Genomic DNA, 24,424 nt, shown 5'->3' on the forward strand with positions numbered 1-24,424 from the left:
GCAGATCCCTACAGGATACCTGGATTAAAGCAGGCCGCAACGCCGTTTGCTGCGTTCTTCCGCTTCCTGGTACAACACAAACTCGTCAAACACCGGACAGCCCAACGCCTGTTCAAAGGCCTCGCGACTGGCATTGCCATGACTGCGCGCCTGAGTTTCATTCCCCAGATTCGACTGGAAAATCCCCGCCGCGCTGACCGGCAGGAAATCTTCATAGGTGATGGGCTGCGCCTGCACCCAGCCACGTTCAATGTGCGGTTGTGGATCGTCACCGGGATGAATCGCCTTGCGGTGCGCTTCGCCTGACGGCGTCAGACGATAGCGAAACCATGCCAGCCCCTGCTGGCGCAACAGAAATTCGCTGTCCGGGAACGCGTTAAACACCTCCTGCAGGTGCAGTTGGTGCGTCAGGTTATCTTTACCCGTCCCGGCATTGCGCAATAATTCATCGTACAGCTGACGCCCTTTGATCGTCAGCGCCACGCCGCGTTGTTCTATCTCGCCGAAGCGGGCCGTATGCGTCCCCTGCATTTCACCAGCGAACAGCACCGGTTCTTCCAGCGCTTTGAAACTGGTCTGGCGCAACAGAATGGGTACGTCACGACGCGGTGGGCCTTCGATCAGGATTTTCGGTTCAATACCACATTCCGGCATCATCGACTGCACCCGGTCGATATCCAGCGTTCTGGGCGTCAGGTGGTTAATGTGACAACCGGGGAAACAGACCACATCGGCGATCAGTCGATGTTCGTTATGCAGCGCATGATAGGTTTGGTCATCCACAGTGGCATGACGATGCCAGCGGAAGGTTTCCAGCGCTTCTTTCACAAACTCGCGCGCCTGTGACGCACTAAACCCATTCTGGCTGTCCCAGACATCGAGCAGTTCACGACAGCGTGGCGTAAAGATATCGCGCTGAGCGAGGATCTCCGCCGCGCGCTGGCGCAACGAGGCGTTTTCAATCAGTTCAAGACGCAATAACGAGGTAAAGACGCGAAACGGATTTCGCGACAGCGAGGCATCGTCAATCGGGCGGAATGCCGTTGAGTGCACCGGTACCCCGGCCTGGGAGAGATCGTAATAGCTGACCGGAAACATCCCCATGATGGCAAACATGCGGCGCAGCGTGGACAGTTCCTCTGCCGTACCGACGCGAATAGCGCCATGACGTTCTACGTTGAGGCGCGCCAGTTCATCCGCATTAGCCAGTTTTTCATGCAGCGTGGGGTTATTTTCGAGGACCGCCAGATTCACATCCGCCACCAGTTCCAGCAGCGTGCCATACTGCGGAACTTCCTGCTGGTACATGGCTGACATTGCCTGCGAAAAGTGTTCCCGAATCTCATCTGCCGTGATGGTGTTCGCCATAATGTCATGCCTCCAGTGAATGTTACCTGGAGTGTAGGAAACGCCATTCACTCTGGGGGGAAGAATTTACAAAGTGTGATCTCACCTGAATTCGCTCTGCGTCAGACCCTGCGCCCTTATATAGCCTTTGGTTATGTAATAAACGGCATAAATTCACTTTTAATTAACAATGCATTTACACACACTGCATCAGGTAAGCATAAAACAATAACTCTCTTCCCTGTACCGGAGTCCGCTATGCGTGAAAAAGTGACCTCTCGCGAGGTGATCCATCGCGACTATAACAGCCATCCGCCGGCCTTTGCCCCCGGCTATAAAACCAGCGTTCTGCGCTCGCCGCGCAACGCGCTGATCTCCTTACAAAACTCGTTGTCTGAAATCACCGGACCGGTCTTTAGCAGCAACGATCTTGGCCCGCTGGATAATGACCTGATCATGAATTACGCCAAAGACGGCCTGCCGATTGGCGAGCGCATTATCGTCCATGGCTATGTGCGTGATGGCTTTGGTCGGCCGTTGAAAAATACGCTGGTCGAAGTCTGGCAGGCCAATGCCGGCGGTCGTTATCGCCACAAGAAGGATCAGTACCTCGCACCGATCGACCCTAACTTCGGCGGCTGCGGGCGGGTGTTAACCGATGAGAACGGCTATTACTTTTTCCGTACCATCAAGCCCGGCCCCTACCCGTGGCGCAATCAGGTCAGTGACTGGCGTCCTTCGCACATCCACTTTTCACTCTCCGGTGAAGCTTTCGCCCAACGTTTGATTACGCAAATGTATTTTGAAGGCGATCCGCTGATCAAGCAGTGTCCGATTGTGAAAACCATCAATAACGATGACGCCATCCGCACGCTGATTGCCGAACTGGATACCCACGCCGCCGTACCGCTCGATTGCCTGGCGTATCGCTTTGACCTCGTGCTCCGCGGGCAGCGCGCCACCTTATTTGAAAACCGAACTCAGGGGGGCTCGCGATGAAAGACTATTTGCAGGAAACCGCCTCGCAAACGGCGGGACCGTATGTGCACATTGGGCTTGCGCCTGACGCCGCAGGGTTTCACATCTTTGAGAAGAATTTCAGTTCCACACTGACCAACAGTCATACCGAAGGCGAGCGCATCGTGATTGAAGGCCGGGTGATTGATGGTTCAGGCACGCCGGTGCGCGATGTGCTGCTGGAAATCTGGCAGGCCAACGCCCACGGACGCTATAACCATCCGGCGGACCGTCAGGAAGAAAAACCGATCGACGCGGATTTTCGCGGCTGGGGACGAACCTGTTCCGACTTCGACAGCGGCGTCTGGCGTTTCGACACCATCAAACCTGGCTGCGTGGTGGGACGCGATGGCCGTACGATGGCGCCGCACGTCAATCTGTGGATTGTTGCGCGCGGCATCAACATTGGCCTGAATACTCGCCTCTATTTTGCGGATGAACAAGAAGCCAATCAGCACGATCCGGTGCTCAATCTGATCGAATGGGAAGTTCGCCGTCAGACCCTGATTGCCCGCCGCGAGCAGCGCGGTAGTGAGACCGTCTATACCTTCGATATTCACCTGCAGGGCGAAAATGAAACCGTCTTTTTTGACGTCTGATGCCGTCAAGGGAACGGGCTGAATCTGTCAGCCCGTTTTGTCTAGTTTATCTGCGCAACATGACTTTCCAGCCACGGCAGCATCTGTTTCTTACGACTCAACATCCCTTCCACTGTTACCGGTTGCGCCAGTTCAGGCTGGCGCGGGCCGGCGAACCAGAGTTGTGAATTGCCCACGTTGATGTCGGTCAGCATCAGCACAACCAAATCCGCCCCGCTGCGGGCCGCGTAATCGGTCATCTCCTCACGCAGAGCGTCCATCATGTCGGCGACCTGGCTCAGCGCGTACAGTTCAATCTGTGCGACGCTCACCTGCTGACCGTTAATAGTGAAACGCTTGATATCCTTTTGCAGCAGCTCGCTGGCGCGCAATCCTTCAACGCTGGTTTTCGCGCTCAGCAGATCGGCGCTGAACGCGGTCAGATCAATCCCGGCAAGCGCTGTCAGTTCTTCGACGACCAGACGGTCATCCGCAGTCGTCGTGGGCGAACGTAGCGTGACAGTGTCACTCAGTATCGCGCCCAACAACAATAACGCCTGCGCAGGCGTTATCTGCGCCCTGTTCTCTGGGCTCATCAGTTGCCACAACAGCGTGGCACTGCTGCCCACCGGCTTTATCCATACCTCTGGCGGCAGGCGGGTAACCAGCCCGCCCAGGCGATGATGGTCGATAATGCCGACGATATTGCTCTCCTGGAGGGTTTCCGGCCCCTGTGTCGGCTCGGTGAAATCCACCAGCCAGACGTCGAGATCCGTCAACGGCATTTCCAGCAACGGCGGTATATCCTGCCCGGCCCGCTCGAACAGAAACTGGGTTTCGCGATTGGGTTCGCCCAGACGCCAGGCTGTGGCCTGAAGTCCGCGCATATTCAGCCAGCGCGCTGCCATAAAAGCGGTACAAATGGCATCACTGTCCGGATTAAGGTGGCCTACGACATGGATCATTTTCGCCTCCGAAGAGAAAGTGCTGTTACTTAAATAAGTTAAATGTTAATAATATTTTGCAATCAAGTTATCAAAAACAAACAACTTTACTTGTCACCGGCACCGCTCTGTTCTTAACATCGCTTATGGAAAAAAATAGTCTGTTCAGTCAGCGCATCCGATTGCGCCATCTTCATACATTTGTCGCTGTTGCTCAACAAGGAACCCTGGGGCGCGCAGCAGAAACCCTTAACCTTAGCCAGCCTGCGCTTTCCAAGACGCTTAACGAACTGGAGCAACTGACCGGAACCCGCCTCTTCGAGCGCGGACGGCTTGGCGCGCAGCTAACGCTGCCCGGCGAGCAGTTCTTAACGCACGCGGTGAAAGTGCTTGATGCGCTCAATACCGCCGGACAGGCGCTGAATCGTAAAGAAGGTCTTAACAATGATGTGGTAAGAATAGGCGCTCTGCCGACCGCCGCGCTGGGTATTCTTCCGTCGGTCATCGGGCAGTTTCATCGGCAACAAAAAGAGACCACGCTGCAAGTCGCGACGATGAACAACACCATGCTGTTGGCGGGTCTGAAATCCGGCGAGATCGACATCGGCATTGGCCGGATGTCCGATCCGGAATTGATGAGCGGCCTCAATTATGAGCTGCTGTTTCTCGAGTCATTAAAGCTGGTCGTTCGCCCCAACCACCCGTTACTGCAGGAAAATGTGACACTGAGTCGCGTGATGGACTGGCCCGTGGTTGTCTCGCCAAAAGGGACAATCCCCCGTCAGAATGCCGAGGCGTTGCTGCAAAGTCAGGGCTGTAAGATGCCAACCGGCTGCATTGAAACGCTCTCCGCGTCGCTGTCGCGCCAGTTAACCGTCGATTATGACTACGTCTGGTTTGTGCCGTCAGGCGCGGTAAAAGAGGATTTGCGCCAGGCGACGCTGGTTTCGCTACCGGTGCCAACACAGGGTGCTGGCGAGCCGATCGGTATTCTGACCCGCGTGGATTCACCGCTCTCCTCTGGCGCACAGACCTTAATTTCCGCCATTCGTAAATCGATGCCGTTATAACCGGTCAGACAGGCCGGATGAGGCACTATTGCGCCACACCCGGCAATGGCGATTAGAAGGTTTCCCAGTTATCCCCACGATCGGTAACCGGCTGCGCTAAAGGCTGAACGGGCGTCTTTGTTGTCGACACGCGTTTACCCGAGCGTCCCCCCTGCAAGCGAAACGTACCCACCGCCTCCGTCAGATGCGCGGCCTGCTCTTCCAGCGATGCCGCCGCCGCAGAGGCCTCTTCCACTAGCGAGGCGTTCTGCTGTGTCACTTTATCCATCTCTGAGATAGCCTGGCTAACCTGGACTATCCCACGGCTCTGTTCGTCCGACGCCGCCGCGATTTCCAGCATGATATCGGTGACGCGTTTAACCGCCTCCACAATGTCGGTCATGGTATTACCCGCCGCGACCACTTCACCGGAACCCTGATCGATCAGCCGGACTGACTCGCTGATCAGCCCTTCAATCTCTTTCGCCGCCTGGGCGCTGCGGCTGGCCAGCGTACGGACCTCACTGGCGACCACGGCGAATCCACGCCCTTGCTCACCGGCACGCGCGGCCTCTACTGCGGCGTTCAGCGCCAGAATATTGGTCTGGAAGGCAATGCTGTTAATGACCGCGGTGATCTCAGAGATTTTCTTCGAACTGGTCGAAATATTACCCATCGTCTGGACCACGCCGGAGACCATCTGTCCGCCACGACTGGCTTTACCGGACGCATCTTCCGCCAGTTTGCTGGCGTGGTGCGCGTTATCGGCGTTTTGCTTCACCGTTGCGGTCAACTCTTCCATACTGGCTGCCGTTTGCTCGATCGCCGCAGCCTGCTCCTCGGTGCGTGAAGACAAGTCGGTATTGCCCGCCGAGATTTCGCTGGTGCCTCGGTAAATCTCTTCTGCGCCCTGACGCACGGATCCGACCGTTTGCACCAGCGAACGCTGCATTTGTTGCAGGTGGCGACTCAGACGCCCAATCTCGCTGCGCCCGGTCGGTTCATCCTGCATGGTCAGATCGCCAGCGGCAATTTGCTCAATACGCTGCGCGGCATGCTGCAAAGGTTGAATGACGGTACGACGCAGAACAATAAACGTCATCAGCGTCAGCAGCAGCGCCAGACCAAAGGCACCTATCATGAACATCATCCCCAGTTGTGTGCGCTGATGCGCCTGCTCACTTAACTGGTTAGCACGTGCCATGCGCAGTTCGATCGCCTTCAGTAAGACTTTGTTGTAACTGTCATCCAGTTGTCTTGCGTGTTCGCTCTCGTGGTTGATGATCGCTTCAAACATGCCGTTTTTGGCGTACTTGAGCATCGGTTGCATCCCTGCAACATAGGCTTTGAAGCTACTCTCCAGCTCGCCATCCAACGCCTCATCCGCAGGGGTTTTCACCTTGCGCGCCATGTAAACGTTAAATCCTTCCTCAGATTGCTTGATACGCTTTTCCGCTGCGGCAATGTTGGCCTTCATGTCATCCATTTCAGCAATCCGACTGGCAGCGCCTGCATGAATCATGTTGATTCGCGCGGTACGCAGGTGGTTCGAGCTGTTCGATAATCCCATGCGAACCTGGATCTCATCCGTCACGTCCCGCTGATCGCGGTCAGCCTGCATGAGAAAGTAGCCCGCCAGACCTGAGCTCAGCGCGAACAGTAAAAGGATGCCACCGAGAATGGAGGAAAACAGCGGAACCAGCCTGATGTGATGCAAAAAGCCCAGCTTATGTGGTGCTTGCATCGATGTTGTGTTGTCCATGACCGTCGACTCTCTTGTAGGATTAATGCGTAATACGCGCCCGTTAGATAGTCATCGGCATTCCGCGAGGTTTACTTACCGGGAAAAGCGCCGATTTCGTCACAGTTTGACAACATTTATGTTAAAAACAGGAGAGCGCCAGCGGAGATTTCCGCTGGCGGATGAATCAGTTATCGCCGAAATGGATAACGGTACGGATGGATTTACCTTCGTGCATCAGGTCAAACGCGTCGTTGATTTGATCCAGCGGCAGGCGGTGGGTAATGAACGGATCCAACTGGATTTTCCCGGTCATCGCGTCTTCCACCATCCCGGGTAACTGGGTACGCCCTTTTACGCCACCAAATGCGGAACCACGCCAGACACGGCCAGTCACCAACTGGAACGGACGGGTTTTAATTTCCTGACCCGCGCCGGCAACACCAATGATGATGCTCTCGCCCCACCCTTTGTGACAACATTCCAGCGCCGCACGCATCACGTTCACATTACCAATACATTCGAAGCTAAAGTCGACGCCGCCATCGGTGAGTTCAACAATCACCTCCTGGATCGGTTTGTCATCGTCTTTCGGGTTGATGAAGTCGGTTGCCCCCATTTCAGCCGCCAGTTTGAATTTTTCCGGGTTGGTATCGACGGCAATAATACGTCCGGCTTTCGCCTGCACGGCGCCCTGAATCACCGCCAAACCAATTCCGCCAAGGCCAAACACGGCAACGGTGTCGCCCTCTTTGACTTTCGCGGTGTTATGCACGGCACCAATACCTGTTGTCACACCGCAGCCCAGCAGACAGACCTTGTCCAGCGGTGCTTGCGGGTTGACTTTTGCCAGTGAGATCTCCGCACACACGGTGTATTCGCTGAAGGTACTGGTCCCCATATAGTGATAGATAGGTTCGCCGTTATAAGAAAAACGGGTGGTGCCATCCGGCATCAGGCCTTTCCCCTGGGTGGCACGCACGGCCTGACAGAGGTTGGTTTTCCCGGATTTACAGAATTTGCACTCGCCGCATTCGGCGGTATACAGCGGGATGACATGGTCGCCCGGTTTCAGGCTGGTAACGCCTTCGCCGACCTCGACCACCACACCACCGCCTTCATGTCCCAGAACCGCCGGGAATACCCCTTCCGGATCGTCGCCAGAAAGCGTAAACGCGTCAGTGTGACACACCCCGGTGTGGGTGATCCTGACCAGCACTTCGCCTTTTTTCGGCGGTGCGACGTCAATCTCAACAATTTTAAGCGGCTGGCCGGGGCCAAACGCGACTGCTGCACGTGATTTCATCTGTCTCTTCCCTTTATTGCGAGGTGATAGGTTTATTTTAGATAAGCGCGAAGAAGGTGGCCGATTTCAGCCATGCGCACGGCGCGCTGGTCAGACGTGGTTTCACCACTCACCAGTTCATCCTTCAGGTGGATCTCAACCATTTCGCCCATTAAGCCATTGGACGCGCCGCGAACCGCGGCAATTTGTTGCAGGATAGCCAGGCAAGGTTCGCCGGACTCCAGCGCACGCTCCAGAGCATCCACCTGCCCCCGAATGCGCCGTACGCGAGTCAGAATACGTTTTTTATCTGCGGGTGAATGTGGCATACTCCCTCCTGTATACTATAGGGGGGTATACTATCATAAATATTAACAATTTGTGAAATATAATATTTTATCAAAATCAGTATGTTACAGGATTGTATTGAAGTACACATGTAAACATACACCGTCTTTTTGGTGCTCCCGAAACACGCCCCACCTCCCCGGCTGCAAGTACAAGGACGGCGGTCCAGGATAATCCTGGCAATACTCTCTTTGTCGTGCATGCATTTAGCCCTATCACCTCCGATAACCCGGATGCGCTGGGCGTATCCGGTTTCCGTTTTTTAAATGTGAAAGGAGGTAATTCCCGGAGCCTGACATAAAAGTGTTCTAAATAAACATTTCGGGTACGCGGAATTTATGCTTATCAAAATAAACATGAGATTTTTTTTGTTATTTGGTGTATTATTGATGTCCATTCATACAGGAAAAGCCTATGTCAGAACGTAAAGACTCAAAATCACGTCGCAATTATCTTGTCAACTGTTCCTGCCCAAACTGCGCCAAAGAATCTCAACACAGTTTTTCAAGAGTACAAAAAGGTGCTCTTTTGATTTGCCCTCATTGCAATAAAGTTTTCCAGACAAATCTCAAAGCCGTTGCCTGAGTGTTTTGATCCTCCCCGAGCGCATGTAATAGCAAAAAATATATATCATTAGTCAATTGATATAATAAAAAACCCGCAATTGCGGGTTTGATGTGCTTAATTTAAATTGTGATGCTTTTGGGGAAAGCCAGCCCCTACCCACTCTGTCGATATGTCTACTCAGGCAATAGCCTTCTTCGTTATCGCATACAGACAAAGCGTTGGATTTTACTCTGTAGTAACGACATTCGCTGCCGCAGGACCTTTAGCGCCATCCTCTATTGAGAATGTGACTTTCTGTCCTTCAAACAGGGTACGGTAATTATCATTCTGAATAGCTGAGAAATGCACAAAAACATCTTTGCTACCGTCAGCAGGAGTAATGAAACCGAAACCTTTATCAGCATTAAACCATTTTACTAAACCAGTCATTTTATTTGACATTTTATATTCCTTAAATTGAGCCTTTCGGCTTAGATGGTTTTTATTACAGAAATTACTTAGTACTTATTGGAGAGACTCAAAGAAGGAATAAGTGAATAACACCTGAAATGAGAACTGCTTTAGTAAACTACTTTGTATATCGTCTGTTCTTCAAACCGACGTCGCCATTAACGCACGGTCATACCAATTAATCAATGTTTATTTTAGCCATCCGGACTCCTTTATACCCACAAGAAAACGCTGGCTTTCTTTCAAATCGTCTGTATAGTGCACCGGGTTATCAGTATTAAGGAATTTGTTTGTCCCGTAAAATGACAGGAATTGTCAAAACCTTTGACTACAAAAGTGGCAAAGGTCTTATCACCCCCTCCGATGGCCGTATAGATGTTCAGCTTCACATTTCAGCACTAAACCTCCGCGATTCAGAAAAACTTACCCCTGGGCTACGCGTTGAGTTTTGTCGGATAAATGGTCTGCGTGGGCCATCAGCAGCGAATGTTTATTTTTCATGACCTATAATGACACTTTTATTTCTGATGCCCTCGCAACTGGCGGCTTAGTACCAGGGTCATCAGTAGCACCCGGTGTGGAGGGTCTCCCCGCACCGGGCGAAAATCACCTTATCGCTTACGCGGCATCATCCGCAGCAGCGTATTATCCTTCCAGAAATAATGGTGCATCAGCGCGGCGGCGGCATGTAGCGCAATGACAAAATAGCCGAGATTCGCCAGCGTGATATGCCAGGACTTCAGCGTATCCACCAGTTCGAAATTGCCTTCTGCCGCGTACGGCATCACCAGACCAAAGGCCAACCATGGATTCCCGCGGTTGTACATCATCACCAGGCCGATCAATGGCAGTGCAATAAACAACAGATAAATCACCAGGTGCCCCAGATGTGCCAGTCCGGTGATCATCGGTTTAGGTTTCGGCACGATGGCTGGAGCCGGATATTTCAGTCTGATCAGCAAACGCGCAACCATCAGAACCAGAATGGCTATCCCGCAAGAAACGTGAATCATGTTAATGACGGGACGGTCGCTGCGCGGGAAAAAGCCGCGGAATTCCATCGCACAGTAGGCCACAATCACCAGTAAAAAGACCAGCCAGTGGATGCCAATCTGCAGGCTTGAGTACTTATTGCCCATAACACTTCCTGAGTAAAAACAATAAAGCGACAACATAGCGAGCTTTTGTTAAAAATTCATTAATTTTTCTTCACTGCTTATCAGTCAGTTAGGCTCAACGGCAAGAAGTGCGATTGCTCACCCCGCCATACTGGACTATGCCTGGTAGGGAAAAAAGAATGTCCGCGACAACCTCACAGGAGTTAATCATGAGTAAAATTGGCATTAACGGTTTTGGTCGTATTGGTCGTCTGGTGTTGCGTCGGTTACTGGAAGTCAAAAGCGATGTTGATGTGGTCGCAATCAACGACCTCACCTCCCCTAAAATCCTCGCCTATCTGCTTAAGCATGACTCAAACTACGGCCCGTTCCCCTGGAGCGTTGATTTTACGGAAGACGCGCTGATTGTTGACGGGAAAACGATCGCGGTTTATGCAGAGAAAGACGCTAAAAATATCCCGTGGAAAGCCAAAGGTGCGGAAGTCATCATTGAATGCACCGGCTTTTATACCTCTACCGAGAAATCTCAGGCACACATCGATGCTGGTGCGAAAAAAGTGCTGATCTCCGCGCCTGCAGGCGACATGAAGACCATCGTCTTCAACGTTAACGATGACACGCTGAATGCCAGTGATGTAATTGTTTCGGTGGCCTCCTGTACCACCAACTGCCTGGCGCCGATGGCCAAAGCCCTGCACGACAACTTTGGTATTAAGGTGGGCACCATGACCACGATTCACGCTTACACCGGCACGCAGTCGCTGGTCGATGGCCCGCGAGGGAAGGATCTGCGCGCCTCGCGTGCGGCAGCCGAAAACATCATCCCGCATACCACGGGGGCGGCGAAAGCGATCGGTCTCGTTATCCCGGATCTCAGCGGCAAGCTGAAGGGCCATGCACAGCGCGTTCCGGTGAAAACCGGTTCCGTCACCGAGCTGGTGTCGATTCTGGCTAAAAAAGTGACGGCGGAAGAGGTTAACAACGCACTGAAAAAAGCGACGAAAAACAATGAATCTTTTGGTTACACCGATGAAGAAATTGTCTCCTCTGACGTCATCGGCTCCCATTTTGGTTCCGTGTTTGATGCCACCCAGACTGAAATCACCGAGGTGGGGGATCTGCAACTGGTGAAAACGGTGGCCTGGTACGACAACGAATACGGCTTTGTGACGCAGCTTATCCGTACCCTTGATAAGTTCATTAAGCGCTAAACGTAAAGGCGGAGGGAAACCTCCGCTCTTCTTCGCCGATCAGGACTGCAAATAGACCACCTGGGTTTGCAGGTATTCGTTCAGCCCGTGTTTGCCGTCAGCACCACCAATCCCCGACTTACGCCAGCCCGCGTGGAAGCCCTGCATCGCTTCAAAGTTCTCGCGATTAATATAGGTCTCGCCAAACTTCAGTCCTTTAATGGCTTTCATCGCCACGTTGAGATTCTGCGTATAAATTGACGACGTCAGACCGTAGTCGCTGTCATTCGCCATCGCGATGGCCTCCTCCAGCGTGTTGAAGACCACAACGGGCAGCACCGGACCGAAAGTCTCTTCGTGCATAATGGCCATCTCCTGACGGACATCCAGCAACAGCGTGGGGGGATAATAATAACCTTTACTCTCAACGGCTTTACCGCCGAGCGCCACCCGCGCGCCCTCCTGTACCGCGCGCGCCACTTTCTGCTCAACACGTTGCAGAGCGGCAGCATTGATAAGCGGTCCCATGGCGATGTCGTTACGCTCGCCTGGATTGCCAAACTGCACCGCCTTCAGGGCTTCACCCAGACGGTTCACAAACTGGTCATAAATCCCTTTTTGCACATATACGCGCTCAGCGCAGTTGCACACCTGCCCGGTGTTGATCACCCGTGAATCAACAATCGCTTTCACCGCCAACTCAAGATCGGCATCCTCCATCACAATGGCCGGTGCCTTGCCGCCCAGTTCCAGGCACACTTTGGTGATATTCTTCGCCGCCGTCGCCATAATCTTCTCACCCGCGGCAACGCTACCGGTCATGCTGACCATCGCCACCTTCGGGTTGCCTGCCAGTTCCTGACCGACGGTTTCGCCACGCCCCAGCACCAGGTTAAACACACCGCGCGGCAGGCCAATGTCGTCGACGATTTTGGCAAACGCAATGGCGTTATTGGGCGTAAATTCGCTGGGTTTAATCACGATGGTATTCCCGGTCAACAGTGCCGGAGCCAGCTTGCGGGCAATGAGGAAGAACGGGAAGTTCCACGGCAGGATCCCGGTAGTGACCCCCAGCGCACGCTTGAACAGCAAAATATTCTCGCCGGGACGGTCGCTTTGCAGAATTTCGCCTTCGTAACGGCGCGCCCACTCTGCCATATAGTCGAGGTAATCGGCGGTAAAGGAGACTTCCACTTCCGCCAGTTGCTGAATTTTGCCCCCCTCAGCGACGATTAAGGCGCTGATTTCACTGGCACGCTCGCGGATCCCGGCGGCAATTTTGCGCAGCCAGCCCGCACGAGCGATCGCCGGTAGCGCTTCCCACTCCGCCTGCGCGCGGTCGGCGGCGTCAATGGCTTTACGCGCATCTTCGGCGCGACCATCAGGAATACGCGAAATCACCTCTTCGGTCGCCGGGTTGACGACATCAATCCAGGCATTTTCGTGCCAGGTCACAAACTGTCCATCGATATACATAGGATGTTGTACGGGTACTGACATGCGCTGCTCCTGTGATTGAATTGTTTTTAACAAGTAAAACTATTGTTAATAAATATCAATCATGCCTCAGCGATCCCGACCGGCGTCGTGATTCTGTGAACTGCTTCATAAAAGAGGGGGATCGGGCTCGGGAGAACGAAAAGGCAGGCCTTCGTATTTTGCCCGTTTGAGAGAAAATACACCCAAACGGGCAGCCGTTAGCGCAGCGAACGGTTGTTCATCGCGTCATTCAGCGCCGCATCCTGTTGCAGTGTCTGCCACGCGGCTTCGACCTCTGGCGGGAAATCCACATGCACGATGAAGTCGCGCCCACGAGGGCCATAGCCGGTTTCATCATTGCGCAAGCGCGGGATTTCCCCCACCACCAGCGCTAAATAGCGATCGACCGTCCACAGACCGTCCGGGTCGTTGGCGAACGCAACACCGTCTTCCTGCTGACGCAATACGGGCGTAAATCCCGGATGGCTCAACCAGCGCGGCGCGTCCGGATCGTCACGGGTCACCCGACGAAAGGTCGCCACCGTGCGCCGCTGCATAGTGGGATCCTGTACCACGATGGCGGTGTTAATCGGTTCTGCGGCCTGAGCAATCATCTGCGCGCTAAAAAGGGCGTTTTCCCCACAGTTGGTTGACCTGTCTTCCAGCCAAATTTTATCGGCGGGGATATGCCAGACCTGGCGGGCAATATCCGCCAGAATGGCGGCTTCGGCGCGACCAGTGGTCTGAATCGTGTTGTAGCGCGGATGTTGGGCGACGGCAGCATACAGGAAGGTTGTGGAATGACCAATCCCACCGGTAATCAGCAGCGGAATATCTTGCTCCTGAGCAATTCGACAGGCGGCGTCAATCGTCGGGATGACGGCATTGCCCGCCAGTACCACACAGTCTGCCGGGTAAGCGGCCTCCCCGCAGAAGTCATCCTGCGCCAGCCACTGCCCCACCGTATTGGCAGCCTCAAGGGTGGTGGCGGAAAGTTTCGGGAACGGTTGCATCATTAGGCTCCTCCTCACATTGCAGCAGAGTACCCCACCCACGCTGAATAAACAGCAGATCTCTCTGAAAGGTTGATGATTGATATTTCGACGCTTTTTTTATCATCTGCGTGAAATAACACAAAACGTCTAAAAACCGGGCGGTTGCACCTGCTTACTATCCTGTTTAACTGACACCTAATGAATGATTAACGTTAAATATTTTGTTTTTGCAGAAAATAACACTGACAAATTACTCTCTTTTCAGCCCATTCCCGCGTGACGCCACTTGTGAAATGTTAATAACACACCTAGTTTAATTAACAATTTTACAACCATTTAACGTAACAGGTTGCACCTGCCGCACCGCCAGGTGACACCTTCTTTGTTCTCTGGCGGAGGTTTTAAGTTAATGACAACCCATGAAAGCAGTACGGCTATTCTGAAGAAAAATAAGAAGGTACTTGTCGCCAGTCTGACCGGCAGTGCGATTGAGTGGTTCGACTACTTCCTGTATGGCACCGCGGCAGCACTGGTGTTCAACAAGATTTTCTTCCCGATGGTCGACCCGGTGATCGGTCTTATCCTCTCGTATCTCTCCTTCTCTCTGACCTTTTTCATTCGCCCGATTGGCGGGGTGATTTTCGCCCACATCGGCGATCGCATCGGGCGTAAAAAGACGCTGGTACTGACGCTTTCCCTGATGGGCGGCGCGACGGTGATGATTGGCCTGCTGCCCACTTATGACATGATCGGTATCTGGGCCCCTATCCTGCTTATTCTGATGCGCATCATCCAGGGGATGGGCATTGGCGGCGAATGGGGCGGCGCGCTGCTGCTGGCCTATGAGTACGCGCCGGAAAAACGCAAAGGCTTCTTCGGCAGTATTCCGCAGGCGGGCGTGACGATTGGGATGCTGATGGCGACGTTTATCGTGTCGCTGATGACCCTGTTTAGCGAAGAGGATTTTCTCTCCTGGGGCTGGCGCATTCCGTTCTTGCTGAGCTCCGTGCTGGTGCTGTTAGGGTTGTGGATCCGTCGGGATATCGACGAAACGCCGGACTTTAAAAAAGTGAAAGCGTCTGGTCAGGTCGCCAAAGCGCCGCTGCGCGATACGCTGACCCATCACTGGCGTGAAGTGTTGATTGCCGCCGGGTTGAAGGTGGTGGAAACCGCACCGTTCTATATTTTCTCGACCTTTGTGGTCAGCTATGCCACGAGCACCCTCAGCTATCAGAAATCTCAGGTGCTGGAAGCCGTCACCGTTGGCGCGCTGATCGCCACCGTGATGATCCCGTTGATGGGCCTGCTGTCGGACAAGATCGGGCGTAAACGGATGTATGCCATCAGCGTCTCCCTGCTTGGCTTGTTTATCGTGCCGTGGTTCCTGCTGCTCAATACCGGCACTACCTGGGGCATTATGCTGGCGACAATCGTGATGTTCGGTGTGCTTTGGGCTCCGGTGACGGCGGTACTGGGAACACTGTGTTCCGAAATCTTCAGCGCCAACGTTCGCTACACCGGCATCACCCTTGGCTACCAGATTGGCGCCGCGCTGGCAGGCGGTACCGCGCCCCTTATCGCCACCGGTCTGTTGGCGAAATATGACGGCGACTGGGTGCCCGTGGCGTGGTATCTGCTCACCACCGTGGCGATATCCCTGGTTGCCATTTTCTTTGCCAGTCGGGTGAAGCGTAACCCGGCGATCAACGCCCAACCCGACGTGTTGTAATCCCTTCGCGGCCAGACCCTCTGGCCGCTTTGATGTAATACCTGCACGGAACATTTGATTTACCAGGCGTTTTCCTATTCACTTGATTTATAATTTACGTAACATACATTACCATTAGTCTGCTAATAAATAGATTCAATGAAGGTAAAAAACCTTATGCGTCTGCCTCAACGCGATCCCTACGCGCCTCGCGACTGGCAGCCTCACGAAAAACCGGCTCTGCTGGGCTCTCCTTCGACGCCTGTTCACAGCACGCCTAAGCGTATTGCTTATGGTGTAGTTGGCCTGCTGGTGTGTCTGACGGGGGCATTAGGCAACGCGATGGTTTCCGCCAACCTGCAAAATTTGCAGGGCACCTTTGCGGCCTGGTCAACGGAGATCGCATGGCTACCCGCGGTTTACGTGATGACCAATGTCTCTATCAACCTGCTACTGGTGAAATTTCGCCAGCAATACGGATTGCGGGCGTTCACCGAAGGGTTTCTGGTGCTGTACGTGCTGGTCACCTTCTTCCACCTGTTTGTTAACGATCTGAGCTCTGCACTCATGGTGCGTGCCGCGCACGGCATGGTCGCCGCCGCGCTCAGTTCGCTGGGGATTTATTATCAGATTCAGGCGTGGCCGGCGAAACATCGTCTCAAGGCGCTGACGATAGGGATTACCGGCTCATCGCTGGCGATCCCAATAGCCCGTCTGTTTTCGACTGAACTGCTACAGCTTGATGAATGGCGCGGCCTGTACTTTTTTGAGTTGGGTCTGGCGCTGATCTCGCTGGGCTGCGTCATCGCCCTGAAGCTACCACCGGGCGATCGCAAAAAGGTGTTTGAAAAGAAAGACTTCATCACGTTTATTTTACTGGCACCGGGGATGGCATTACTTTGCGCCGTGCTGTCGCTGGGGCGCCTGGACTGGTGGTTTGAAGCGCCGTGGATAGGCTGGTCGCTGGCGCTGGCCACGGTGCTCATCATTGCCGCCATCACGTTTGAACATAACCGCAGCAACCCCCTGCTCAATACCCGCTGGTTGTCGAGCGGCAGTATCTTACGTCTCGGGCTGATTATGCTGCTGATCCGCATTGTCCTTGCGGAGCAAAATACCGGTGTGATTGGCTGGCTGCAGTATGCCGGACTACAGAACGAGCAGATGACCTGGCTCGCGTGGTCGATCTTTGCCGGGATTGTTTGCGGCATTGTCGCCAGCTGTCTGACGATTAAGCCGACGCGGCTAGCCTGGCCCATCGTCACCTCGCTGGTGCTGATGATCGTTGCCTCGCTGCTGGACAGCCAGTCGAATAACCTGACGCGTGCGGATCAGTTGATGATTAGCCAGTTTCTGCTTGGCTTCGGCAGCGCGTTCTTTCTCGCCCCGGCGATGCTGGCCGGGATCGGTGGCGTTGTCGCCGATCCGCGAAATCTGGTCAGCTTTTCCGTGCTGTTTGGGATGAGTCAAAACATCGGCGGCCTGCTAGGGTCGGCGATCCTCGGCACCTTTCAAACCTGGCGCGAAAAATACCACTCCAGTCTGCTGGCCGACCAGCTCACCACGCTTAATCCGCTGGTGAATGAGCGGCTACAGCTCTATACGCAGATGTACAAGGGCCTGATTGGCGACAGCGCGCTGCTGGACACCCAGGCCGTGCTGCAACTGCAGAACGTTAGCGCCCTTGAGGCCAATATCCTCGCCTACAATGATACTTACCTGCTGACGGCCAGCATCGCTACCGCCACGCTGGTGTGGATTTTCTGGCGTCTGCTGCGTCTGCGCGTGACGGCGCATCTGGCGCTGAAGAAAGCCACAGGTACCAAATAACGGAAAATAATGATGTTGAAAGTGTTCTCTCAGGAGCAGTTATGAGTCAGCAGGATGCCGCCAAAGAGCAGGCCCACACCCGCAATAATTTGCGCATTGTCTCCATTTTTGCCGCTGCAGCGATTGGCATCGTCGGCGTGCTGGTGATCCTGTATGCGTGGCAGCTTCCGCCGTTTACCCGCCATACGCAGTTTACCGATAACGCCTATGTGCGCGGGCAAACGACGTTTATCAGCCCGCAGGTGAACGGCTACATCACCCAGGTGAACGTGCAGGATTTCGTGCAGGTTAAAAAAGGCGATCTGTTATTGCAGATAGATGACCGCATCTATCGTCAGCGAGTGCATCAGGCTCAGGCGCAGCTGGCGATGAAAATCGCCGCGCTCAACAATAATCAGCAGCAGCGTAAGAGCGCGGAAGCCGTGATTGTGCGCAACGAGGCCATTCTGAGAAATGCCAAAGCGCAAAGTCTGAAGACCCAGGCCGATCTGAAACGAGTGAAAGATTTGACGGCTGATGGCTCACTGTCGATTCGTGAGCGTGACGCCGCCCTCGCCAGCGCGGCGCAGGGCAGCGCTGATATCGATCAGGCCCAAGCGACGCTGGACATGTCGCGCCAGGATTTGCAGACCGTGATTGTTAACCGCGACGCGTTGCAGGCGGATGTGGAAAACGCCAGGGCCGCGCTGGAACTGGCGGAAATTGATCTGCAAAACACGCGGATCATCGCCCCGCGCGACGGTCAGCTTGGACAAATCGCCGTACGGCTTGGGGCATACGTCACTGCCGGTACGCATCTCACCACCCTGGTCCCATCTCAGCACTGGGTCATCGCGAATATCAAAGAGACGCAGTTGGCCGACCTCCGCGTCGGTCAGCCGGTGAAATTTAGCGTCGATGCCTTAAACGATAAACAGTATGAAGGCCGCGTTGAGAGCATCTCGCCGGCAACGGGCGTGGAATTTAGCGCCATCACGCCGGATAACGCGACCGGCAACTTCGTGAAAATAGCCCAGCGCATCCCGGTACGGGTGGAAGTGCTTGGCAAGCCAGAGGATGTCGCGCTGCTGCGCCCCGGCATGTCGGTACAGGTGCATATTGATACCCGGGAGGTGAAACCATGACCTTCCGCCCCTTGTCGGGCGTGGCGGTCGCCCTGCTGCTGGTTGGCTGTCAGTCTGTCGATGTTCAGCCCGCGACATCCTCACTGGCAATCCCCGCCGCCTGGCGAGCAACCAGCGGCCCCACCAGCCCCGCAGAGCAGGTGTGGTGGCGAAATTTTCATGATCGTTATCTGAATCAGTATGTCGATCAGGCGCTGAATAATAACAGCGATGTGCTGATCGCCCGTGAGCGCATCAATGAATACCAGGCGCAGGTCTATGCCGCGCAGGGCAGCCTGTTTCCCTCACTGGATGCCAGCCTTGCTGGCACCCGCGCCCGCGCACAGTCCGCCGCCACCGGACTGCCCATTTACAGTACGCTGTATAAAGGCAGCCTGACTGCCAGTTATGACGTCGATATCTGGGGGGTTAACCGCAGTACGGCGCGTGCAGCGCAGGCCTCGCTGGAGGCGCAAAAAGCGGCGGCCGCGGCGGCAGATTTGACCATCGCATCATCGGTCGCCTCCGGGTATGTCACGCTGCTGGCGCTTGATGAACAACTGGAAGTGACCCAGGCGACGGTGAAATCCCGCGAAGAGGCGCTGAATCTGGCTAAACGCCAGTATGAAACGGGCTACAGTTCGCGCCTGGAGCTCATGCAGTCCGACTCTGAACTGCGCTCCACGCGGGCGCAAATTCCGCTCTTGCAACATCAGATTGCCCAGCAGGAGAACGCATTGAGCATTTTGCTTGGCGCTAACCCGCAACGCGTCGATCGCAGCGCGGATTTCGAGGCGCTGACGCCGCTGAAGATTCCCTCGCAGCTGCCGTCAACATTGCTTAATCGCCGTCCGGATATTGTCCAGGCCGAGCGTCAGTTGATTGCTGCCGATGCCTCACTGGCGGCGTCCCGCGCCAGCCTGCTACCGTCGTTCAATCTCACTGCCGGCGGATCGATACAGGATCGCACCCTGCCCGCTCTACTCGATAATCCCCTTCAGTTGTGGAGTCTTGGCGGCAGCATTCTTGCCCCGCTGTTAAACCGTCAGGCGCTGAACGCGCAGGTGGATATTTCGCAGTCCCAGCGCAATCAGGCGCTGTACGGTTACGAGAAAACCGTGCGCAACGCCTTCAGAGAAGTGAACGACAGTCTGGATGCCATCACCCGTTATCAGGAGCAGTTGCAGGAGTTGCAGGCGCAACAGGCGGTCGCACAGGAGACCTTGCGAATCGCGCAAAACCGCTATCGTAACGGCTATTCCTCGTATCTCGACGTGCTGGACGCGCAGCGTACGCTGTTCTCAGTACAGACCAGCGTGGTGCAGGTGAAAAATAACCTGCTGCTGGCGCAGATTGATTTGTATAAAGCGTTGGGTGGCGGGTGGAGTGTCTGACTGATGCCCGATGGCATTGAACGTGAAGGCGAAGCCGCCATCCGGCACTGAATGACCGGGCGGCGGGTGGAGTGCATCACCGGTGCCCGATGGCGCTGCGCTTATCGGGCCTACGAACAATGCATTGCCATCCGGCACCCGCCGGAACGCGTCATTCTCACCCGATGCTATTGAACGTGTAGGCCGGATAAGGCGAAGCCGCCATCCGGCGCTCGCCGGAACGCGTCATTCTCATCCGATGCCATTGAACGTGTAGGCCGGATAAGGCGAAGCCGCCATCCGGCACTGAATTACCCGCTAATCTGCTCCATCGCCTGCAGGATACGCTTATCCGAAATCGGATACGGCGTCCCCAGTTGCTGGGCAAAGTAGCTGACGCGCAGTTCTTCAATCATCCAGCGGATCGCTTTCACATCCTCGTCTTCGCGCCGCGCCGGGGGCAGTTTGTTAAACCACTGCTGCCATGCCTGTTGTACGCTTTCGACTTTTAGCATCTGCGCGCGATCGCGGTGGGGATCAATCGCCAGTTTCTCGAGACGTTTTTCAATCGCCTGCAGATAACGCAGCGTGTCGCCAAGGCGTTTGTAACCGTTACCGGTGACAAACCCGCGATACACCAGCCCGCCCATCTGCGCTTTGATATCAGAAAGGCCCAGCGCCATCGTCATATCCACGCGCCCTTTGAGCCGCTTGTTGATGGTAAAGACCGCGGTCAGAATCTGTTCGACCTGCTGCGCAATCTCCACAACCGTCTCGTTCAGTTCAGCGCGAACCTTCTCATGCAGCGCGGCAAAGCCTTCTTCCGTCCAGACCGGCCCCCCATTGGCGTCAATCAGCTTATCCACGCCGCAGGAAATGCAGTCGTCGATCAGCTCCAGTACCTTGCCGTACGGGTTGAAATACAGACCCAGTTTGGCTTTGTTTGGCAGCTTCTCGTGCAGGTATTTGATCGGCGACGGGATGTTCAACAACAGCAAACGGCGCAAACCTGACCACATCGCCTGCTGTTGCTCCAGCGGATTATCAAACAGCTTGATCGCCACGCTGTCGCGCTCATCCACCAGCGCGGGCCACGCTTTCACTTTGTAATTACCGCGTTTCTGCTCGTAACTTTCCGGCAGTTTTCCAAAGCTCCAGATGTGCAGCCCGCTCTGTTCGATACCGTCATCGGCCACCGCCGAGAGCGTCTCCTGCACTTTCCCTTTCAGCCGGTCTTTCAGCTCCTGCAACGAGCGCCCTTCTTCCAGCTTCTTGTTTTTATCATCCACCACCCGGAAAGTGATTTTCAGATGATCGGGCACCTGATCCCAGTGCCAGTCTTCGCGGTCAACCGTTACGCCCGTCATCCGCCGCAGTTCACGCTCCAGCGCGTCCAGCAACGGCAGTTCCAGCGGCGTTACGCGGCCTAAAAACGCCTCGGCATAGTTCGGTGCTGGCACAAAGTTGCGCCGCACCGGTTTGGGCAGCGACTTAATCAGCGCAATCACCAGTTCGCGGCGCAGGCCCGGTATCTGCCATTCAAAGCCACTTTCGTCGACCTGATTGAGCAGCGGCAGCGGAATATGTACGGTCACGCCGTCCGCATCCGCACCCGGTTCGAACTGATAGCTCAACCGCAGCTTCAGATTGCCCTGATGCCAGAAGTTCGGATAGTCCAGCTTGCTGATGTTGTCTGCGCCCTCTTTGATCAGCATGCCCTTTTCAAAGTTCAGCAGATCCGGCGTGTCGCGGCTGACCTTCTTCCACCAGTTATCAAAGTGACGGGCGGAAATCACGTCATGGCTGATGCGCTGGTCGTAGAACTCAAACAGCGTTTCGTCGTCCACCAGAATGTCGCGGCGGCGCGATTTGTGTTCCAGTTCTTCCACTTCGGCGCGCAGCTTGAGGTTTTCACGGAAAAAGGCATGACGCGTCTGCCAGTCGCCTTCCACCAGCGCATGGCGGATAAACAGTTCGCGGCACAGCGCCGGGTCAATCTGGCTGTAGTTCACCTTACGCGCGGCGACAATCGGCAGACCGTAAACGGTCACCTTTTCCGTCGCCATCACCGCACCCTGCGCCCGCTCCCAGTGCGGTTCGCTGTAGGAACGCTTAATCAGATGCTGAGCAACCGGCTCCACCCACTCGGGATCGATCCGCGCTGCAATACGTCCCCACAGGCGACTGGTTTCCACCAGTTCCGCCACCATCGCCCACTTCGGCGGTTTTTTGAATAAGCCGGAACCGGGGAAAATCGAAAAGCGCGCGTTACGTGCGCCGGTATATTCCTGCTTATCGGCATCCTTCATACCGATATGTGATAACAGCCCGGTCAGCAGCGCAATATGGATCTCGCGGTACTCCGCCGGTTCGCTGTTTACCGGAATCCCCAACTCTTTCACCACCTGACGCAGTTGGGTGTAGATATCCTGCCATTCACGCACGCGCAGATAGTTCAGATAGTCGGTCCGGCACAGACGGCGAAAGGCGTTTGACGACAGTGCTTTTTGCTGTTCGCCGAGATAGTTCCACAGATTCACAAACGCGAGGAAATCGGACTCTTTGTCGTGGAAGCGACGGTGTTTCTCATCGGACGCCTGCTGCTTGTCCATCGGACGTTCGCGCGGATCCTGAATCGACAGCGCCGAGGTGATGATCATCGCCTCGCGCACGCAGCCGTGTTTTTGCGCTTCCAGCACCATTCGCGCCAGACGCGGGTCCACCGGCAACTGGCTCAGTTGACGCCCCAGCGGCGTCAGTTTATAGGCCGTCGCCTGTTCATCGGTGGTAATCGCCCCCAGTTCTTCCAGCAGACGCACGCCGTCCTGGATGTTGCGCTTATCCGGCGCTTCGACAAACGGGAACGCGGCGATATCACCCAGCCCCAGCGCGGTCATCTGCAAAATGACCGACGCCAGGTTGGTGCGCAGAATTTCCGGGTCGGTAAATTCCGGGCGCGACAGGAAGTCATCTTCGGAATAGAGACGAATACAGATGCCTTCGGAAACGCGCCCGCAGCGGCCTTTACGCTGGTTGGCTGAAGCCTGCGATACCGGTTCAATTGGCAGACGCTGGACTTTGGTACGGAAACTGTAGCGACTGATACGCGCCGTACCGGGATCGATCACATATTTGATGCCCGGCACCGTCAGCGAGGTTTCCGCTACGTTGGTCGCCAGCACAATACGACGTCCGCTGTGCGACTGGAAGACGCGGTTTTGTTCGCTATTCGACAGTCGCGCATACAGCGGCAGCACTTCCGTATGGCGCAGATTCAGTTTATTCAGCGCATCGGCGGTATCGCGGATCTCGCGCTCACCGCTCATGAAAATCAGGATGTCGCCAGGACTTTCTCGACCCAGTTCGTCTACCGCATCGAAGATGGCCTGCAACTGGTCACGCTCGGTGTCATCCGCCTCTTCAACGATCGGTCGATAGCGAACTTCCACCGGATAAGTGCGCCCGGAGACCTCTATGATCGGCGCATTGTTGAAATGGCGCGAAAAGCGTTCCGGATCGATGGTGGCGGAGGTGATGATAATTTTCAGATCCGGACGACGCGGCAACAGTTCTTTCAGATAACCAAGCAGGAAATCGATGTTCAGGCTACGTTCATGCGCTTCATCGATAATGATGGTGTCGTACTGCATCAGCAGACGGTCCTGCTGAATCTCCGCCAGCAGGATACCGTCGGTCATCAGCTTGACCATGGTGTTGTCGCTGACGTGATCGCTAAAGCGCACCTTATAACCGATGCACCCGCCCGGCTCCGTCTGTAACTCTTCGGCGATACGGTTAGCCACCGTACGCGCCGCCAGACGCCGCGGCTGGGTGTGGCCTATCAGCCCTTTGACCCCGCGCCCCAGTTCCATGCAGATTTTCGGTAACTGAGTGGTTTTACCTGAACCGGTTTCCCCGGCGACGATCACCACCTGATGGTCGCGAACGGCCTCGAGGATCGCCTGTTTCTTCTGGCTAACGGGCAGGTTTTCCGGGTAGGTAATCAACGGTCGTGCTGCTTCGCGTAGCACAACTTTACCTGCCGCCTGTTCAATCTCTTTCGCCATCTCCTGGTAAATGGCCTGTTGTGCATCAGGATTTTTAACCTTCTTCACGCCGTGCAGGCGACGCGAAAAGCGCTGCCGGTCGCGCAGCATCAGTGAATCCAGCTGCTGTTGTAATGCGTGGAAGGTTAATTTTTGTTGTTCTGTCATAGCGTTAAAAGGCAGTGCTCTGCCTGGTTAAATCTCTTCTAAATGATTGGAATAGAGTACCACATCAGCGCATTTTGTGTGTTGTTCA

20 protein-coding genes are annotated in these 24,424 nt (G+C 54.9%); 10 read left to right on the forward strand and 10 right to left on the reverse strand.

Annotation, left to right across the window (positions count from 1 at the left end):
• Positions 1-24 precede the first annotated feature (24 nt).
• On the reverse strand, positions 25-1,368 hold the full coding sequence (gene hglS / locus QQZ17_RS18540; protein WP_152404548.1) for a 2-oxoadipate dioxygenase/decarboxylase HglS: 1,344 nt from the start codon (positions 1,366-1,368) through the stop codon (positions 25-27).
• A gap of 237 nt (positions 1,369-1,605) precedes the next feature.
• On the opposite strand from hglS, the gene pcaH reads away from it, so the two are divergent.
• Together pcaH and pcaG are read left to right on the forward strand one after the other, a co-directional pair.
• Positions 1,606-2,346, forward strand: coding sequence for a protocatechuate 3,4-dioxygenase subunit beta (pcaH, locus tag QQZ17_RS18545; protein WP_152404546.1), 741 nt, complete (start codon positions 1,606-1,608; stop codon positions 2,344-2,346).
• Positions 2,343-2,963 (forward strand): protocatechuate 3,4-dioxygenase subunit alpha, encoded by a 621-nt coding sequence (gene pcaG / locus QQZ17_RS18550; protein WP_152404544.1) that lies wholly within the window; start codon positions 2,343-2,345, stop codon positions 2,961-2,963. Before pcaH ends, pcaG begins: the two co-directional genes overlap by 4 nt.
• 41 nt (positions 2,964-3,004) lie before the next feature.
• Here the strand turns inward: pcaG and QQZ17_RS18555 are convergent, their stop codons facing one another.
• Positions 3,005-3,907 carry a manganese-dependent inorganic pyrophosphatase gene (locus QQZ17_RS18555; protein WP_152404542.1) on the reverse strand — a complete coding sequence of 301 codons (903 nt, stop codon included), beginning with the start codon at positions 3,905-3,907 and terminating at the stop codon, positions 3,005-3,007.
• 125 nt (positions 3,908-4,032) lie between these two features.
• Here QQZ17_RS18555 and QQZ17_RS18560 point away from each other — a divergent pair, with 125 nt between their 5' ends.
• Positions 4,033-4,956, forward strand: coding sequence for a LysR substrate-binding domain-containing protein (locus QQZ17_RS18560; RefSeq protein WP_152404540.1), 924 nt, complete (start codon positions 4,033-4,035; stop codon positions 4,954-4,956).
• Between the two features lie 52 nt (positions 4,957-5,008).
• On the opposite strand, the gene QQZ17_RS18565 is transcribed toward QQZ17_RS18560, so the two are convergent.
• The 3 genes from QQZ17_RS18565 to QQZ17_RS18575 all read right to left on the reverse strand — a co-directional run bounded on the left by QQZ17_RS18565 (position 5,009) and on the right by QQZ17_RS18575 (position 8,290).
• Positions 5,009-6,697, reverse strand: coding sequence for a methyl-accepting chemotaxis protein (locus QQZ17_RS18565; RefSeq protein WP_152404538.1), 1,689 nt, complete (start codon positions 6,695-6,697; stop codon positions 5,009-5,011).
• A gap of 166 nt (positions 6,698-6,863) precedes the next feature.
• Positions 6,864-7,982, reverse strand: coding sequence for an S-(hydroxymethyl)glutathione dehydrogenase/class III alcohol dehydrogenase (locus QQZ17_RS18570; RefSeq protein ID WP_152404536.1), 1,119 nt, complete (start codon positions 7,980-7,982; stop codon positions 6,864-6,866).
• A gap of 32 nt (positions 7,983-8,014) precedes the next feature.
• On the reverse strand, positions 8,015-8,290 hold the full coding sequence (locus QQZ17_RS18575) for a metal/formaldehyde-sensitive transcriptional repressor (protein WP_046480941.1): 276 nt from the start codon (positions 8,288-8,290) through the stop codon (positions 8,015-8,017).
• Positions 8,291-8,723: 433 nt separating this feature from the next.
• Here QQZ17_RS18575 and QQZ17_RS18580 point away from each other — a divergent pair, with 433 nt between their 5' ends.
• Complete coding sequence (locus tag QQZ17_RS18580) at positions 8,724-8,894, forward strand: YnfU family zinc-binding protein (RefSeq protein WP_167337380.1); 171 nt, start codon at positions 8,724-8,726, stop codon at positions 8,892-8,894.
• 207 nt (positions 8,895-9,101) lie between these two features.
• Here QQZ17_RS18580 and cspE read toward each other — a convergent pair whose 3' ends face one another.
• A complete protein-coding gene (cspE, locus tag QQZ17_RS18585; protein WP_152404534.1) occupies positions 9,102-9,317 on the reverse strand; it encodes a transcription antiterminator/RNA stability regulator CspE in 216 nt (71 codons plus the stop codon).
• 299 nt (positions 9,318-9,616) lie between these two features.
• Here cspE and cspF point away from each other — a divergent pair, with 299 nt between their 5' ends.
• Positions 9,617-9,829 carry a cold shock-like protein CspF gene (gene cspF / locus QQZ17_RS18590; RefSeq protein WP_052746894.1) on the forward strand — a complete coding sequence of 71 codons (213 nt, stop codon included), beginning with the start codon at positions 9,617-9,619 and terminating at the stop codon, positions 9,827-9,829.
• 108 nt (positions 9,830-9,937) lie between these two features.
• On the opposite strand, the gene cybB is transcribed toward cspF, so the two are convergent.
• On the reverse strand, positions 9,938-10,465 hold the full coding sequence (gene cybB, locus QQZ17_RS18595; RefSeq protein ID WP_152404532.1) for a cytochrome b561: 528 nt from the start codon (positions 10,463-10,465) through the stop codon (positions 9,938-9,940).
• 188 nt (positions 10,466-10,653) lie between these two features.
• On the opposite strand from cybB, the gene gap reads away from it, so the two are divergent.
• Positions 10,654-11,655 (forward strand): type I glyceraldehyde-3-phosphate dehydrogenase, encoded by a 1,002-nt coding sequence (gene gap / locus QQZ17_RS18600; RefSeq protein WP_152404531.1) that lies wholly within the window; start codon positions 10,654-10,656, stop codon positions 11,653-11,655.
• Positions 11,656-11,694: 39 nt separating this feature from the next.
• On the opposite strand, the gene aldA is transcribed toward gap, so the two are convergent.
• Together aldA and QQZ17_RS18610 are read right to left on the reverse strand one after the other, a co-directional pair.
• Complete coding sequence (gene aldA / locus QQZ17_RS18605) at positions 11,695-13,134, reverse strand: aldehyde dehydrogenase (RefSeq protein WP_152404529.1); 1,440 nt, start codon at positions 13,132-13,134, stop codon at positions 11,695-11,697.
• Positions 13,135-13,331: 197 nt separating this feature from the next.
• On the reverse strand, positions 13,332-14,126 hold the full coding sequence (locus QQZ17_RS18610; protein ID WP_152406325.1) for a YdcF family protein: 795 nt from the start codon (positions 14,124-14,126) through the stop codon (positions 13,332-13,334).
• A 391-nt stretch (positions 14,127-14,517) separates the two neighbouring features.
• Here QQZ17_RS18610 and QQZ17_RS18615 point away from each other — a divergent pair, with 391 nt between their 5' ends.
• The 4 genes from QQZ17_RS18615 to QQZ17_RS18630 all read left to right on the forward strand — a co-directional run bounded on the left by QQZ17_RS18615 (position 14,518) and on the right by QQZ17_RS18630 (position 20,143).
• Positions 14,518-15,837 (forward strand): MFS transporter, encoded by a 1,320-nt coding sequence (locus tag QQZ17_RS18615; protein ID WP_152404527.1) that lies wholly within the window; start codon positions 14,518-14,520, stop codon positions 15,835-15,837.
• 156 nt (positions 15,838-15,993) lie between these two features.
• Complete coding sequence (locus QQZ17_RS18620; RefSeq protein WP_371305388.1) at positions 15,994-17,646, forward strand: MFS transporter; 1,653 nt, start codon at positions 15,994-15,996, stop codon at positions 17,644-17,646.
• 41 nt (positions 17,647-17,687) lie between these two features.
• A complete protein-coding gene (locus QQZ17_RS18625) occupies positions 17,688-18,770 on the forward strand; it encodes an HlyD family secretion protein (RefSeq protein WP_152404525.1) in 1,083 nt (360 codons plus the stop codon).
• A complete protein-coding gene (locus tag QQZ17_RS18630) occupies positions 18,767-20,143 on the forward strand; it encodes an efflux transporter outer membrane subunit (RefSeq protein ID WP_152404522.1) in 1,377 nt (458 codons plus the stop codon). The genes QQZ17_RS18625 and QQZ17_RS18630 overlap by 4 nt, the downstream gene beginning before the upstream one ends.
• A 290-nt stretch (positions 20,144-20,433) precedes the next feature.
• Here QQZ17_RS18630 and hrpA read toward each other — a convergent pair whose 3' ends face one another.
• Positions 20,434-24,336, reverse strand: a complete 3,903-nt coding sequence (gene hrpA / locus QQZ17_RS18635) for an ATP-dependent RNA helicase HrpA (RefSeq protein ID WP_152404521.1) — start codon at positions 24,334-24,336, stop codon at positions 20,434-20,436.
• Positions 24,337-24,424 lie beyond the last annotated feature (88 nt).

This window comes from Citrobacter sp. T1.2D-1 (genome assembly GCF_950098555.1).
In the GTDB taxonomy this organism is placed as follows: Bacteria; Pseudomonadota; Gammaproteobacteria; order Enterobacterales; family Enterobacteriaceae; genus Citrobacter_A; species Citrobacter_A telavivensis.